12 protein-coding genes are annotated in these 15,296 nt (G+C 38.4%); 1 reads left to right on the top strand and 11 read right to left on the bottom strand.

Features of this window, described 5'->3' with window-relative positions; translation table 11 throughout:
* Positions 1-25: 25 nt before the first annotated feature.
* The 11 genes from hutP to AC1D0Y_RS10415 form a co-directional block, all read right to left on the bottom strand.
* On the bottom strand, positions 26-490 hold the full coding sequence (hutP, locus tag AC1D0Y_RS10465; protein ID WP_060747532.1) for a hut operon transcriptional regulator HutP: 465 nt from the start codon (positions 488-490) through the stop codon (positions 26-28).
* A gap of 211 nt (positions 491-701) precedes the next feature.
* Positions 702-1,661 carry an L-threonine 3-dehydrogenase gene (locus AC1D0Y_RS10460; protein WP_060747531.1) on the bottom strand — a complete coding sequence of 320 codons (960 nt, stop codon included), beginning with the start codon at positions 1,659-1,661 and terminating at the stop codon, positions 702-704.
* A gap of 37 nt (positions 1,662-1,698) precedes the next feature.
* A complete protein-coding gene (locus AC1D0Y_RS10455) occupies positions 1,699-2,889 on the bottom strand; it encodes a glycine C-acetyltransferase (protein WP_060747530.1) in 1,191 nt (396 codons plus the stop codon).
* A 485-nt stretch (positions 2,890-3,374) separates the two neighbouring features.
* A complete protein-coding gene (locus AC1D0Y_RS10450) occupies positions 3,375-4,835 on the bottom strand; it encodes an MDR family MFS transporter (protein WP_060747529.1) in 1,461 nt (486 codons plus the stop codon).
* Between the two features lie 302 nt (positions 4,836-5,137).
* Positions 5,138-5,572, bottom strand: a complete 435-nt coding sequence (locus AC1D0Y_RS10445) for a ferritin-like domain-containing protein (protein ID WP_013056263.1) — start codon at positions 5,570-5,572, stop codon at positions 5,138-5,140.
* Between the two features lie 107 nt (positions 5,573-5,679).
* Positions 5,680-7,251, bottom strand: coding sequence for a glycoside hydrolase family 32 protein (locus tag AC1D0Y_RS10440; protein WP_477707554.1), 1,572 nt, complete (start codon positions 7,249-7,251; stop codon positions 5,680-5,682).
* A gap of 96 nt (positions 7,252-7,347) precedes the next feature.
* Positions 7,348-8,802, bottom strand: coding sequence for a glycoside hydrolase family 68 protein (locus AC1D0Y_RS10435; protein ID WP_477707553.1), 1,455 nt, complete (start codon positions 8,800-8,802; stop codon positions 7,348-7,350).
* Positions 8,803-9,389: 587 nt separating this feature from the next.
* Positions 9,390-11,078, bottom strand: a complete 1,689-nt coding sequence (gene ggt, locus AC1D0Y_RS10430; RefSeq protein ID WP_221840326.1) for a gamma-glutamyltransferase — start codon at positions 11,076-11,078, stop codon at positions 9,390-9,392.
* Positions 11,079-11,304: 226 nt separating this feature from the next.
* Entirely contained in the window at positions 11,305-12,021 is a 717-nt protein-coding gene (locus AC1D0Y_RS10425) for a YjjG family noncanonical pyrimidine nucleotidase (RefSeq protein ID WP_028408103.1), read from the bottom strand.
* A gap of 36 nt (positions 12,022-12,057) precedes the next feature.
* Entirely contained in the window at positions 12,058-12,750 is a 693-nt protein-coding gene (locus AC1D0Y_RS10420) for a Crp/Fnr family transcriptional regulator (protein WP_060746797.1), read from the bottom strand.
* A gap of 172 nt (positions 12,751-12,922) precedes the next feature.
* Positions 12,923-14,296, bottom strand: coding sequence for an amino acid permease (locus AC1D0Y_RS10415; RefSeq protein WP_060746796.1), 1,374 nt, complete (start codon positions 14,294-14,296; stop codon positions 12,923-12,925).
* 289 nt (positions 14,297-14,585) lie between these two features.
* On the opposite strand from AC1D0Y_RS10415, the gene AC1D0Y_RS10410 reads away from it, so the two are divergent.
* Entirely contained in the window at positions 14,586-15,200 is a 615-nt protein-coding gene (locus AC1D0Y_RS10410) for a LysE family translocator (protein WP_060746795.1), read from the top strand.
* Positions 15,201-15,296 lie beyond the last annotated feature (96 nt).

The raw sequence follows: 15,296 nt of genomic DNA, 5'->3' as shown, positions 1-15,296 counted from the left end.
TTCGTACTATTTCGTTCATTATTTTTTAAATGTGGTTAAAACCAAAGCCTAATGTATCATGTTCAAAGCCTTTTTTAGGCGCACCTATCGTTCCATACACACAAACGCTAATCCATTCGTCGCTTGATCCTGAAAACTCAATTTTTCCGCGCACGATTGAAAATGTGAGTCCTACCGTCCGTAAAATATCACCCAGCTGCAGCGTTCCTCGACTAACTCCTTGAATGGCTTCAAGTATAGCATGATAAAGAGCGTGAACTTCCCGGTACGACTGGGCATTAATAATTTTGTTTGTCTTGGCGCTCGTTTCAATTGCCGCCACGACTTTAGACAGTTCCATTGCTCCGACTTTTCCTACTGTGTAGCTATATCCTCTCTCATTGATTTCCTTTTCAATACCTTCAGCTAGTTCCGTATTATGTAAAAGAACGAGTAAAGATGTTAATCTTCCCATTGAAAAATCATTAACTTGTTGAAATTTATTGTTCAACTGTCATTCCCTCCCTTCTATCCCCTTATTATTTTAACAGACGAATACCTAAAAGGGTGCTGATTATTCAACGAACGAGCGCTCACTTAAAGGGGCAGAAGATCTATGTGTACTGTCCACCACTGTTACGAAGTAGAACTTGCATAAACAAGCAATCTGCCTTTTAGTAAGCGCTTACTTTATTTTCGAGGAAGAAATCATTTTTCTCTACTTACGTTAAGACAAGCTGTGATTCAACTTTTAACTTTCCCAGCATCTCTCTCGTCATTTTTTCTAGGTTATATTCTGTTTTAAACCCCCACTCTTCTATTGCACAGCTGGAATCTATATGGTTAGGCCAGCTTTCCGCAATTGCTTGTCGAACAGGATCTACTTGATAATTCAGCACAAATTCCGGAATCGTTTTTCTGATTTCAGTCGCCATTTGTTCTGGATCAAAGCTCATGGCAGAAACGTTAAATGAATTTCGGTGCTTCAGCTTAGAACCGTCAGCTTCCATTAGTTGGATAACAGCATTTAATGCATCAGGCATATACATCATATCCATATATGTTCCTTTGTCAATGTAAGAGGTATATCGCTTATGCTTAACGGCTTCATAATAAATTTCAACAGCGTAGTCCGTTGTTCCTCCACCTGGAGGCGTTACGTATGAAATTAAGCCTGGAAAACGCAGCCCTCGTGTATCTACTCCGAATTTATGGTGGTAGTAATCGCAAAGTAATTCACCCGCTACTTTATTAACACCATACATCGTGGTAGGACGTTGAATTGTATCCTGCGGCGTCCAGTCTTTTGGAGTCGTTGGACCAAATGCACCAATTGAACTTGGAGTGAAAAATTGACACTGAAGCTCGCGTGCTGCTTCGAGCGCGTTTACTAATCCGCCCATATTTAGATTCCAAGCTAGAAGCGGTTTTTGCTCGGCTGTCGCTGATAACAGCGCAGCCAAGTGAATAATCGTATCAACTTTATGCTTTTTAGCGATCGTAAATAACGCAGTCTGATCCGTTACATCTAAAATCTCGAATGGACCTGAAGTCACGACATCGCTCGTCGTTTTGCGAATATCGGTGGCAATAATATTTTCTGAACCATATATCTCTCTCATTTTCGCCGTTAACTCAGAACCGATTTGCCCTAAAGAACCCGTTATTAATACTTTTTTCATGTCAATATCCTCCTCGTGTACTGCCTAGATTCAACGTTTAGATTAATTTCATTTCCTTGCCTACTTTTTTGTAGATACGAAGTGCTTCATCTAACATTTCTTTCGTATGAGCAGCCGTCGGCATATTGCGAACGCGTCCTGTCCCTCTTGGAACGGTTGGGAAAACAATTGATTTAGCGTATACCCCTTCTTCTATTAACCTCTTACTAAAAATCTGGGTTTGGTTTTCATCTCCTATGATGCACGGAGTGATAGGTGTTTCACTTTCTCCAATGTTAAAGCCTAGTTCTTTTAATCCTTGCTTTAAATACCGACTGTTTTCCCACATTTGCTGCTGCAGCTCTGTACTTGTGCTTAGGATTTCAATTGCTTTCATACAGGCAGCAGCCGTGCCTGGTGTAATAGCAGTCGAAAACAAAAACGGACGGCTTCTTACTTTTAACCAGTCGATTAAGTCTTTTTTTCCGGCTACGTACCCACCTACAGCTCCAATCGCTTTTGATAATGTTCCAATCTGGAAGTCTACTTTTTCAGATAAGCCAAAATGTTTAACTGTGCCCATGCCGTTCCCTAATACGCCCGACCCGTGAGCGTCATCTACGTATGTGATTAAGTCAAATTCCTCTGCGATTTCTACAATTTCCGGAAGCTTAGCAATGTCTCCATCCATTGAGAACACACCATCGGTAATCACCATTATTTTATTATATAAATCGGATTTTTGTGCTTCGCCTGCTTTTGCACGAAGATCTTCCATATCCGAATGCTTAAAAGGAATAATTTTTGCTTTTGATAGCCGGCATCCGTCAATAATTGAAGCGTGATTCAGCTCATCTGATAAAATCGCATCATGTCTATCCATAACCGCGGAGATGGCTGCCATATTACAGTTAAACCCAGACTGATAAGCTATAGCTGCTTCTGTATGCTTAAACTCGGCTAGCTTTTCCTCTAGCTTAATATGAATATCTAGAGTTCCATTAATCGTTCGGACAGCTCCAGCCCCCACTCCGTATTTTTCAGTGGCTTCGTTGCACGCATTAATAAGCCTCTCGTCTGTAGCAAGCCCCAAATAATTGTTGGATGATAAATTAATTAATTGCTTTCCCTCAATTTGAATCACAGGTCCATTGGGCCCCTCTACCGGATTAATGACATTGTATAATCCTTTATCTTTTAAATCTTCTAAATTATTATTCAAGAATTCTTTTAAACGTCTGCTTGTCATCTTCCATACCCCCTCATTGTTGTTCAACACGTCTTATAAACTTCTCTTTTCCCCATTAAAAGATTCATCTAAGCACTTACAGTATATGAGTTAAAAATCAAGTGTATTCCTGAGAAAGACAAATGTTTCTCTTGAAAGCGCTTAAAATTCAATGCTTATAGAATTCATAATAATCAACAACTAGGTAAATGTCCATACTAAAAAAACAAAAAATAAAAAATTTTCTGCATTGATAAAAATCCTTCTTATTATGAATGAGTTTGCGGGAACGTTATCAGACAATATCTTTTTTCTTTCTTTCTTTGATATTTTTTAAAAGAAGAGACTGATATATAACGAAATCAATCCAATTAACAGCTAAAAGCAGCTAGATATGCGAAAGCTACATTCACCATACCTATAAAAAAATCCGAACGAGTTTGATTCCTAATCAAACTCGTTCGGATTGTCCTTCAACTAAAATACTTGTGTTTCAGCCTCTTTCGTTACTTTTGTACAGATATATTTTTTATTTTTTCATGTCTTGTTTTTACTAGGAAGCATGAAACAGCAAAGCTTAGTAATGCAGCTAAAAATGTTCCACTGTAAATAATGTGAACACCTGATGCAAGAATTTCATGCAGCTTTGACAGTTCTTCTGCTGGTACTCCGCCTGTCTCAAACGAAGCATTTAAATTTTCTTGCCCTAATTTCTTTGCTTGTGAAAGTGTCACTAAGTTAAAGATTGTACCAAACACCGCAGAACCTAGCGTTTGACTAAATGTATTTGTAAATGTATTAAGAGCCACCGCTACTCCTCTTTTGCTAGCCGGGACCGCTGATTGAATAACCAGCATAAAAATAGGCGTAATAATACCCATTCCTAACCCAAGGACCCCAACGGCTACATAAATTAAAAATACGGGTGAGTGGGTGGAAACTAAAAACAGCATAAAACAAGCCGTACTTACAATGGCCGTGCCCAACGTAAGGATGGAGTGCGTTTTAAGGCGCCCTACTAAATTCCCTGAAAGCAGTGAACCAATCGTCCAGCATACTGGCATAGGCATTAATACAAAACCAGCAGCGGTTGCACTTTTCCCCAGCACTCCTTGACTCCAAATTGGAAGGTAGACCGTAATACTAATAACTACTGATCCGACAAGAAGTGTTAATAAGTTTATAACAGATACACTTCGAATGGAAAACAGTTCAAGCGGGATAAGAGGTTCGGGCGATTTCTTTTCTATATAAATAAAGCCAATGAATGTCAGAACAGCTAGAACAAATAACCCTATAATGGTCGGATCTCCCCAGTTTTGATGCTGACTTCCGGTTAAAAGGGCATATAAAAACGCAATTGTTCCCACTGAAAACGTCACCGCTCCAATATAATCGATATAGCGTTTTTCTTTTACCACTTCTTCTTTATAGTTTACTAAAAGAACAAAAAAAGCCATTAGTCCAAACGGTATATTCAAAAAGAAAATATAGCGCCAAGACAGCGTATCCACTAAGAATCCCCCAAGAAGAGGTCCGAGAACTCCCGCAACTCCCCAAACTGCGCTAATCCATCCTTGCGCTTTGGCTCTTTCTTTTGCTTCTTCATACAAGTCGCCAATAATAATCATTGTAAGCGGCATAACGACCCCGGCGCCCAGCCCTTGGATAGCTCTATAGACAATTAATTGCTGCATCGAAAAGCTAAGTCCGCAAAGTATCGATCCGATTAAGAAAATAATGATTCCAACAAGCATCACTTTTTTGCGGCCGAATAGATCCGCTAACTTTCCGTATATAGGTGTAGATACAGCAGTTGTCAGCATATAAATGGCATATACCCAGCTAACTAGCTCAATGCCCGACAAATCACTTGTAATTCTTGGAACAGCCGTACTGACAATGGTTCCTTCCATTGCAGCTAAAACAGTGACAAGCAGCAGCGCTGTCATGATTCGTTTTCTCATCTTTCTCTCTCCTTGCAACTGCGGGCATAGCATGGTTTTTCTTCCAAAACATAAAAGCGGTTTCAATATACGTATACCCTTTTAGCCTTTATATGTATGTGATGCCCCGCATATAGTTGCTGCCATATGCAGCCAAATAATTATTTTACTATAAATTTTTTCAAAGCGATAGATAATTTCAAAAATATGACTTTCCTCACATTGATAGAAACATGCGTACATGATGTTTTATTTCCTTTTCAAATTACAAAAAAGCACCCCGTAACACCTGGTACGGGATGCTTTTTACGTATTTTGTATGATTAACTTAGTCGGGGATCTTTTAATAAACGTTCCATTTCTTCCATATGATTTGTTTCATCTGCAATCATATCTTCAAGCTTTACAACAAGCTCTGTTAACCCTAACTCTTCCGCTTGTTTTTTACGCTCTTCGTAGCGCTGGATAGTTTCTTTTTCAGCCTTGCTCGCTTCTTTAAGCATTTCCGTCACGTTTGAAACGTGCTTCACCTCAGCCGGCTTTGTTGTTGGCTCACCGCCAAGGTTTTTGATTTTTTCCGATAAATAAAGGGCGTGTCCTTGCTCGTCAGGAATTTCTCCTTCAAAGAAAGGTTTTAAAATTTGATATTCTAGGCCGGTTACTGTAGACGCATAGTAAGTGTACTGAATAACCGCCGAATATTCACCCGCTAAATCGGTATTAAGTCCCTCTATTAGTTGTCTCATTTTCTCTTCCATTTGAATAAACACCCTTTCATTTGCTGTTAGTAGACATGTACCCTTTCTGCCTAGTCCTAAACCACAATAAGGCGATATTCTGCTCCTTCTTTTTAAAAGTAGGGAAATTACTGAATGGAACGAAAATGTTTGATTTCTATATTTTTAAAGAGAGACGTTCCTCCTTGAGAGAAAAGCGTAATTCCTTGGTCGTTGTGACGCGGAAACACCTCGCTAGAATGCACGGTTTTTCCATTATCAACAAAGACTTCAATGCTTGTTTTATCTACTAATATCTTCAAATGAACATTTTTCTTGCCTGCATCAAAGTAATCACGGCTTTCCGCATACTTTTTGCTTTGATCAGGCTGATTGCTATAGCTTCTGTTCACATATGAGACGTTATCTTTTGCAAAAATACCCACATCAATGTGCCGCTTTTGATCGGCGGACTCTCGAAGTCGTAAGCCTACATTTTCTGCATCTGACCATGAAATATCTGTATCAAGCTGATAAGCTTCACCTTTTATCTTTAACTTTAACTTTTTCTCTCCATTCACTTCTACTTGTCCAAGAGAGTTTGTTGAATCAGTTAGCTGATTTAATTCTTCGACAGGCTTTGATAACAGGCTGTACTGATTGTCGTCTTGTTTTGAAAGCGTAATTTCACGGGTTACTGAATCAAAGCCGTTAAACCCTTCTTTCATCGTTGGCGTCTTATCTGGATAATCCCAGTTGTTCATCCATGCAAAAGCGTAGCGTTTTTTTAAGGAACCTTTATTTTTACCGTCTTCAAACGTGACTGCTCCGTACCAATCGAAGCCATAATCGAGCCATTGCGGCTCGTCCATATCGGGAGTGAATGTTGTTCCATCGTAATTTCCTGTCCAATAAGCATAAGTGTTTGGCTTTCCGCTTTCTTTTCCATTTGCACTTGTCCCGAGAACCCACTTAACTGTCCCGTCATCTGCCTTCATTTGAAAAAGGTCTGGACATTCGGTAATGCCAATATCTTTAGTTACAAATCCTCCCGTATATGTCCAATCCTTTAGATTAGAAGATTCATAAAATCCGATTTTTTCACCTTCTGACATGACGAGAACCCACTTGTCATGTTCATTATCCCATATGACTTTGGGATCTCTAAAATCTTTGGTGCCTGGATTAGGCATGATAGGATTTTTGCTATATGATTTAAAGGTTTTTCCTCTATCGGTACTATACCATAAATACTGTTCTTGCTTTTGTCCATCGGCAGAAGGCTGAGTCATAATCGCTACAATTGCGCCTTTACCAAAGCCTGCTGTGTTCTCTTTATCTTCTACAACCGATCCGGACCATATATCGCCATTTTTATTTGTATACTTTGGAATAGCTACTCCTTCATCTTTCCAATGAACCAAATCTTTAGACGTTGCATGTCGCCATTCCGTCCCGTTCCCTTTAGGATAATCATGATTGTATAAGTAATAGTAATGATATTTCCCGTCAAAATAAATGGGCTTTTGAGGATCATTTTTCCATTTATCAGGCGTGCTGAAGTGATACACTGGGCGATAAGTGGATTCACTTTTATTCTCTTTTTCTTTTCCTTGGTCTTTTGTATCCTCTTTTTGGGATACGGCTGCTATAATGAGTCCGGCTATTACAACTAAAAGAACGGCAAGCGCTATCCATTTATAAGCACCTTTTTTCTTCAAACAAACCCCACCTTTCTCTTTTTTGTCTACATCGAATAAAACAAAAGAAAATGGTGATTACAATCACCATTTTCTTTTGTTGCTATTGCAAAGCGCTCAGTCTTCATCTACTGTTAACTGACCTTGCTCAAGAACACTATCTTTTACAACAGATGTTTTTGAACCGTCAATGTTCACTAAGAAGCTTGGTGCAAATGTAGAGTGGTTGTCTTCATAAAAGCCTCTATTTGTCATGTAGCTTGTAATAACGACATTATCCCCTTTTGTTTGCGGTACAGCAAAGTGAGAATACGTAAATGTTTTATCATTAGGATCTAAATCCATATGAAGAACTAATCCTGTATCATTTAAAGGCTTATATTTTCCTGTTAACGTATTTGAAACATAGCCTAGCATATACACATCATCTTGTCCGATTCCATCAATCGTCATTTTAGATCCGCGAGAATCGGTGAACAAATACCATTTTCCATCTTTTTTGAAGATGTTTGCACGTTCAATTTCGTCTGTAACTGTGTTTGATGTAATAAGCGGCTTCATTACTTTTTTAAGCGTATAGTCGTCATTTAACTCAATAATGCCTAAAGCCCCGTTTGCTAAAGAAGCTTTTTCTTTATTAGATCCTTCAAGAAGCTTTTTCTTTTCAGATTGGAAGAAAGGATTGTTTCCTCCATAGTATGCTCTGTTATATAAAGAGTCTTCGCCTTGGTAGCCATCTTCTGTTCCAGTGTTCGCTTCGAAAACAAGGTACTTATGTCCGTTGTCTTCTATGTAGTGAGGATCTCTTAGCGTATGGTTATCTCCTGTGTCATACCCGCCTTCATCAATAAACTGCTGAACCGTTTGATAAATCTTTCCGTCGCCATCAAAGATTGACTTGTAATCTTCTACTCCGTCAACTTTTAACGTAGTATCGTCTGGCTGAGACATGTTCACTTGAGCTGTCGTTAACGTTTGTTTTCCGTATTGTTTACCTGAATAATCCGTATAGAATAAACGAACTTTACCATCTTTTGTTAACGTGGCAGAACCAGACCATTCTTGTGTTTGATTTTTAAGATGCGGGTCATTCGGAACGAATTTATCGCTGTCTTCAAACACTCTTCCAGCGTTTTTCCAGCTGTCAATTGATTTGTCTCCAGCTTTTTTATAGAAAAGATAAACAGACGTGTCATTCGAATCTTTTGGGTCACCTGCTAGGGCAAACACAATTTGATATCCATGATAAGTCGCCACTGTTCCATCAGCATTTTGTAATGGCCAGCTGTCCCATACATCTAAGTCAATTGTATTTCCTGATGCATCTTTTCCTTTAGCAGAAGCAATGTTTTTAATAGTTGATTCATTAAAAGCAGGAACTTTAAACTGATCACTGTTTTGCTGCTGTGGAATTTTCACCATATTATCGCGAGTAATATGCGAAATGCCGTAGCTATTATTAAAGTCTTTACTGTCATTTCCTTTAGCAAATGTTTGATATCCTCCACCTACTAGTAGGGCTGCAGCCAATGTAGCAGCAGTTGTATGCTTAGCAACTCGTTTCATTTTCATATGTTTTCTCCTTTTGTGTTAGTAAAGAATATAAATTTATTAATTCAATTAGCTATCAAAAATCCGAAAACAGAACCGGTTCCGTTCAACCAAAAGATTACTTGGATAAATGACGAAAGTCAAACATGCCAAATGTAGCTATTTCTCATTTTTATCTTTTTCATTGAGCTGTAACTAGGACCAAAGTTTACGTGTAAGAGCCCTTTTTATGTAACCGTTTTTCCAACAAAAGTGTACGGCTTTTTTTACATTTCAAACCACGATTTCCAGACGTTTCGTTTTATACTTCTACATGATTAAACACTTTATCTTTCCAGCATTGAAAACGCTATTCCGTTTTTTATACTTTCCGACCATTCTGTTTTCATTAATCTCTTGAAAAATCAGTACCTTTTTTTTATTAGCCGGACATGAAAACGTTCTATTCTTTTTCCTTTCTGAAGATTAGGCTGATAATAATAAAGGTCTAAAGTATGTTTTTAGAAAAAAATATTCCTTCTTTTTACCTACTCATTTTTATCTTTTTTAATGCATTGTACGCCCTCTCTTTTTACAAAAGAGAGGGCGTACAATGCATTTTTTAACTATTAAGAGTCTAAGCCAGTTGCTTTTCCTTCACGGCTGGAATCAGCTGCTCCAAATAAACGGCCGTTTTCTTTATCGATTTGAATCCCTTGAACATTTCCGATTGGGAATGGCTCATCTCCAAAATTAAATCCCATGGCTTCTAGCTCTCCTTTGGCATTCATATCCACTCCGGCTTCCCAACCGATAAGTGATCCTGTACTATTAAAAATTCTTGGTTCTTCAATCGCTTCTTTTATATCCATTCCATAGTCTAAGACATTCATAAGTGTTTGAAACACAGACCCTACAATCGTTGGTCCGCCTGGAGATCCTAGAGTGAGTACAGGTTCGCTATCTTTAAAAACGATGGTTGGACTTTTACAGCTAACCGGACGCTTTCCTGCATCTGCTTGATTTAATCCTCCAGGAATAGCATCAAAATCAGTAAGCTCGTTGTTGAGTAAAAATCCATGGTCTTTAACCATAATTCCTGTACCAAAAGGATGTTCCACAGTTGATGTACAAGCGACAATATTACCCCAGCGGTCAACTACGGTGAAGTGAGTTGTTTCACTAAGCTCACGTTCAGGTTCATAAGGCTGACGCACAACGTTCACTTTTTGGCCTTTCTCATAATTCCACGGGTTGCCAAAATCAACTTTCTCATTTTTATGTTTCCAATTAATTAATTTTTGACGTTCCTTTATATATTCGTCATTTAAAAGCCCTTTTAGTGGAATGTCACTGTAGGCTGGATCTCCAGAGAATGCAATTTTATCTGAAAATGCAATGCGCATAGCCTCTGCAAACAAATAATACTTTTCCCAAGATTTCACGTCGTATTGAGACACATCAAAGTCCTCTAATAGCTTTAAGATTTGCAGCACGGTGGTTCCTCCTGCACTAGGCATGTTGGAAGAAGCAATTCGGTATCCTTTATAATCTCCCCACACGGGCTCATCGATCTTAATCTGGTATTCTTTCAAATCCGACAGTTCCATAAAACCGCCGTGCTCTTTGATCGTTGAAATAATGGCTTCTGCAATTTCACCTTCATAAAAAGCCTCAATACCTTTTTCTTGAAGAATACGAAATGTTTTAGCAAGATCTTTTTTATTAATCATATCTCCTTCTTGCATAGGCTTGCCGTTTGGAGAATATAGCTGCTTAGCATGTTCTCCTAGTCGGTAAGCGTATGTTTTTAAAATATCTCCAAGAACCCAGTTTGTTTCCACACCTGCTTCTGCTGCTTTGGCAGCCGGTTCAATCAATTCAGCAAGGGGTTTTGTTCCATACTCTTTACGAGCTGCTTCCATCGCCTTTAAAATTCCTGGAATTCCAATTGCCGTTGCATGAGTAGAACGCTTTCTAAACGGAATAACTTCTTTATTTTCATCAAGAAACATTTCAGGATAAGCTGCTTTAGGAGCCTGAGAATGCCCGTCAAAAATTTTAGTTGTTTTGCTTTCATTGTGATACACCATAAAAAAGCCGCTGCCTCCAATACCGGTCATCATCGGTTCTCCGACGTTGAGCCCAAACTGAACGGCAATTGCTGCATCAATTGCGTTGCCTCCAGCTCTTAGCACTTGTTCTCCGGCGTCTGTTGCAATTGGATGAGCACTGGCTACCATTCCTGTTTTTCCAACCGCTGTTTCTCTTCTATATGAACTCTTTCCTGAACGAGATAAGCTTTTTCCATTAATCATCTTTTACGACCTCCTAGTTACTTACTTTATCTGGGATATTGTTAAAATACCCTATTGCTTTTGAGATAAAACTGTTTAAATATGTATTGATTACCTTAGTAATTACGTTCATAGACCGATATCCCTAGAGTTATTTTTAAGCTCTCAAAAGCCATAAAATAAAAAACACCAGCCTTTTTATTCAGAGGAAAGGACTGGTGTTTTTTTGTTTCTTTTATTATATATTTTACACTTGTAATGAAGCAGCTTCATTACTTACGTTCAGCAAGTCATAAAGCTCTTGAAGTCTTCCTATTTCGTAGGTTGACACCCACTTTGTATCGTTCTTTTTTGCCTGAGGATTAAACCAGCACGTATCAATACCGGCTAGCTGCCCGCCTTGAATATCTGCACTCAAAGAATCTCCGACAATTAATGTTTTATGTACGGACAGCTCTTCTATATGTGAAAAAACATAATCAAAATATTCCTTCATAGGTTTTTGAAAACCTGTATCTTCTGAAACAAATACTTCTTTAAAATAAGGATATAGGCCTGAGTCTTGAAGGCGCTTATACTGTGTAGCCGAGACTCCGTTTGTAACAACGTACAAATCATAGTACCTGCTCAGTTTTTTAATTACCTCAATTGCTCCGTCAATTAGCTGATGGCCATTATTCAAATACGTTCGGTACTCTGCTTCAAGTAGCTTTCCGTCTTTTTCTATTCCATATTCTTTACATAGAGTAGAAAAGCGGGTATTTACAACTTGCTCACGGCTTATTTTATTCTCTTCAAAAGCTGTCCATAACCCCTGGTTAATTAAACTATAACGTTTTTTGCTTTCCTCAGTCAGCGGAATATCGTGGTTAGCAAAAAGAAGCTGTAAAGCCTGCTCTTCGGCTGCGTTAAAATCTAAAAGCGTATTATCAATGTCAAATAGCAGCGTTCGGTATGTTTTCATTCTTCTCTCTCCCCTTCAACTAATCTATTACTTTTTCTACTCGTATATATTGTCGTTTGCTAGACAGCTCAGTTTTTCCTTATCTTTGAGAATAATGGAGCCTTTCTTTTTTTCAATAACTCCTTGCGCTACAAATTTTTGAAGAACACGATTTAAATGCCGGTAAGTCGTTCCGATTAAATTAGCTATATCTTTTAAGCTTTCTGTTTTTTGATTCATAACCAAATGCGATTCTTCACAAAAAATAGAGAGCAAGTAACTAGCCAGCCGCACTTCCACTGGGTACATTAAATTAAAGCTTAGCGAGTTCGATTTTGCGCAAAACTTTTTTGTGAGCATTTCCAGTAAAAACGTCAGCAGCTGTGGATCATTGCTCGCATGCTGTTTTAATCGTTTGTATGGTATGCCGATAACAACTAAAGGTGAAACGGCTTCAACCGTATTCATAATATCAACATCTTGTACATACTCAATATCGCCTATTACTTCAAGGGGCTGTTTAAAGGAAAGAACAAGCGTCTTGCCTTCGGGCGATATGGTATAAACTTTAACCTTGCCTTTCACCAATATGTACAAACAATGAGACGCATCTCCTTGAGAACAAACGCGTTCTCCTGCTTCTACTTCATACAGTGACAAATGCGGTATTAAGTCTTTCTTGAAAACTGACTCTAATTTATAAGTATTTATATACTCCAGCAGCTGTTTCTGACTTGTAATTTCCCTCATGTTTTCCTCTCCATCATAACGGTTTCTTTTTATTAAACAATAACACTCCCTAAAATAAAAAGGACATATGTCCCAAATGAAATTTTATTCTTTACGTTGTGCGCATGAACTACTTTCAAGAAAAATATATAAACCAAAAAGACTCCAGCTCATTGGCTTAGAGTCTTTTTGGTTAAACGCTCTTTTTATTTCTACCGTATCCAACGTAAATAAAGACGCCAATCAGCATCCAGCCGATTGAATACATCCACGTTTTCATTGATAAGTTGAACATGAGAAAGATACAGCAAAGAATAGCAATAATCGGAATAAATGGTACAAAAGGTACTTTGAAACCGCGTTTTAAATTAGGCTGACTTTTTCGCAGAGCCAAAATCGAAAATGAAACGGCAGCAAACGTGACAATCGCCAGCATATTCGCTAAATCTGCCAGCTGTTTTAAATCAACAAAACCAGCTACGATCGCGCCTAACGCCCCGACAAGCCATGTGGATATGACAGGTTCACTGTTTTTTCGGTTTACTTTCGCAAAAAGAGACGGCAATAATCCATCATGGCTCATTGACATCAGTATGCGAGGCACGACAAACAAATAAGCAAATACGACGGCCATAATACCAATAACCGCTCCTATAGATACAATGAGCGCTGCCCATTCTTGTCCTACGCTATTGAGCGCATATGACAACGCATCGCCTACGTTTAGCTCTTTATAAGAAACCATTCCTGTTAATACTAATGCAATTACTACGTAAATGACTGCACAAACACTCAGTGCAATCAAAATACCTAGCGGCAAGTTTCTTTGCGGATTTTTCACTTCTTCTGCCGAAGTAGAAATGGCATCAAATCCGTTATAAGCAAAAAAGACGGAAGCTGCGCCTGCAAAGATTCCTTTCACACCAAAAGGGGTAAATGGATGCCAGTTATTTGTATGAATAAAAAAGACGCCCACGGCTACAAATAAAAGAACAATACCTATCTTGATTAAAACCATTAAGTTATTTATTTTTTTACTTTCTTTTACCCCTCTTGTTAATAAAAACGACATGCACAGCACAATAAATACTGCAGGAAGATTGATAATACCTCCATTGCTTGGTATGGCCGTGAACGATTCAGGAAGTCTAATACCAAATTCAGTAAGCACATTATTCACATAAGATGACCATCCGCCCGCTACAGAAGCTAAAGATACCGTATAGCATCCTACGATGGACCACCCTATCAAATGCGCTACAAATTTTCCTAGTGAAACATATATGTATGTATATGCGCCTCCCGAACTTGGAACAGCTGAACCAAATTCTGCATAACACAGCGCAACAAGAATACAGGCTACTGCAGAAATAACAAAGGAAATGGAAACCGAGGGCCCTGCATCCCTGGCGGCAACTAGCCCTGCTATAACCAGAACTCCTGTCCCAATAGTTGCTCCTACTCCCATCAAAATAACATCAACTAACCCTAGTGTCTTAGTTGATTCTTTTGCTGCATTTTCCTCTAACAGCTTGTTAACATCTTTTTTTGCAAACAGATTACTCATGATGACTAACCTCTCTTCATCTCATTACGAATGACTACTTTTCAGTGGTAGATCTTTCTATATATGTAACAGTGAATTATTTTACTACATTTAATTTTCTGTGTAAAATAATTTAGTTTTTGAACTTTTTAATGATTAAAATAAATTTACTAGTGATGTTTTTTATAACACCATTATGATGTACCCGAACAGACTAAAAATATGTGTTAACAACTTTCTCAAATTTGGCTTCATTCACGATTGCTTTTGTACTATACTAAAGAAAAACTTCATAGGAGCAACGTAAAAGATGAACTTATTTTATTTTCTAAAGGGGTTAGTGATCGGTTTTTCCGTTGCTGCTCCCGTCGGTCCCATTGGTATTTTATGTATCAATCGCACGTTATCTAAAGGGCGATTACACGGATTTGTATCCGGGCTGGGAGCAGCTACAGCAGATGCTCTTTATGGATGCATCGCTGCGTTTGGCCTAACGTTCATTACAACCTTTTTACTAACCCAAAAGATTTGGCTTCAGCTGATTGGGGGATTATTTTTATGTTATTTAGGTGTACAAACTTTTCGTTCTCGACCTGCGGAGCACGCTGCCGCTGCTAAAGGAGAAGGTTTACTTCGTTCTTATACATCCGTTCTTTTTTTAACAGTTACGAATCCAATGACGATCTTATTTTTTATTGGCGTATTTTCTGGTGTAGGCATTAGTAAATCAGCATTTGATGCTGCTTCTGCTTTGACAATGGTTGCAGGCGTATTTTTAGGATCGGCCTGCTGGTGGCTTTCGCTCAGTTTTGCTATTAGTCTTGCCCGTTCGAAGTTTACGAATAACAGCTTAATTTGGGTAAATCGTATTTCGGGAGCGGTTGTACTGACTTTCGGGATATTTGCGTTATACAAATCGCTATAAAAAGTCATTTGTCTCCTTTTCTGGGGACGAATGACTTTTTTAATAGAAAAGAATAATCTTAAAAAATACCCTAAACGCTCTGTTTTCTGTATAATA

This window comes from Priestia sp. P1_B12_1 (assembly GCF_056406695.1).
The sequence above is the reverse complement of the archived record's forward strand: the minus strand, read 5'-3'. Positions and strand labels throughout refer to the sequence as shown.

What these genes read in the sequence shown, in the direction of transcription:
- AC1D0Y_RS10455 (WP_060747530.1), bottom strand. Translation starts at nt 2,889, where the DNA reads ATGACAAGCAGACGTTTAAAAGAATTCTTGAATAATAATTTAGAAGAT.
- ggt (WP_221840326.1), bottom strand. Translation starts at nt 11,078, where the DNA reads ATGATTAATGGAAAAAGCTTATCTCGTTCAGGAAAGAGTTCATATAGA.
- AC1D0Y_RS10415 (WP_060746796.1), bottom strand. Translation starts at nt 14,296, where the DNA reads ATGAGTAATCTGTTTGCAAAAAAAGATGTTAACAAGCTGTTAGAGGAA.
- AC1D0Y_RS10460 (WP_060747531.1), bottom strand. Translation starts at nt 1,661, where the DNA reads ATGAAAAAAGTATTAATAACGGGTTCTTTAGGGCAAATCGGTTCTGAG.
- AC1D0Y_RS10435 (WP_477707553.1), bottom strand. Translation starts at nt 8,802, where the DNA reads ATGAAAATGAAACGAGTTGCTAAGCATACAACTGCTGCTACATTGGCT.
- AC1D0Y_RS10420 (WP_060746797.1), bottom strand. Translation starts at nt 12,750, where the DNA reads ATGAGGGAAATTACAAGTCAGAAACAGCTGCTGGAGTATATAAATACT.
- AC1D0Y_RS10450 (WP_060747529.1), bottom strand. Translation starts at nt 4,835, where the DNA reads ATGAGAAAACGAATCATGACAGCGCTGCTGCTTGTCACTGTTTTAGCT.
- AC1D0Y_RS10425 (WP_028408103.1), bottom strand. Translation starts at nt 12,021, where the DNA reads ATGAAAACATACCGAACGCTGCTATTTGACATTGATAATACGCTTTTA.
- AC1D0Y_RS10410 (WP_060746795.1), top strand. Translation starts at nt 14,586, where the DNA reads ATGAACTTATTTTATTTTCTAAAGGGGTTAGTGATCGGTTTTTCCGTT.
- AC1D0Y_RS10445 (WP_013056263.1), bottom strand. Translation starts at nt 5,572, where the DNA reads ATGGAAGAGAAAATGAGACAACTAATAGAGGGACTTAATACCGATTTA.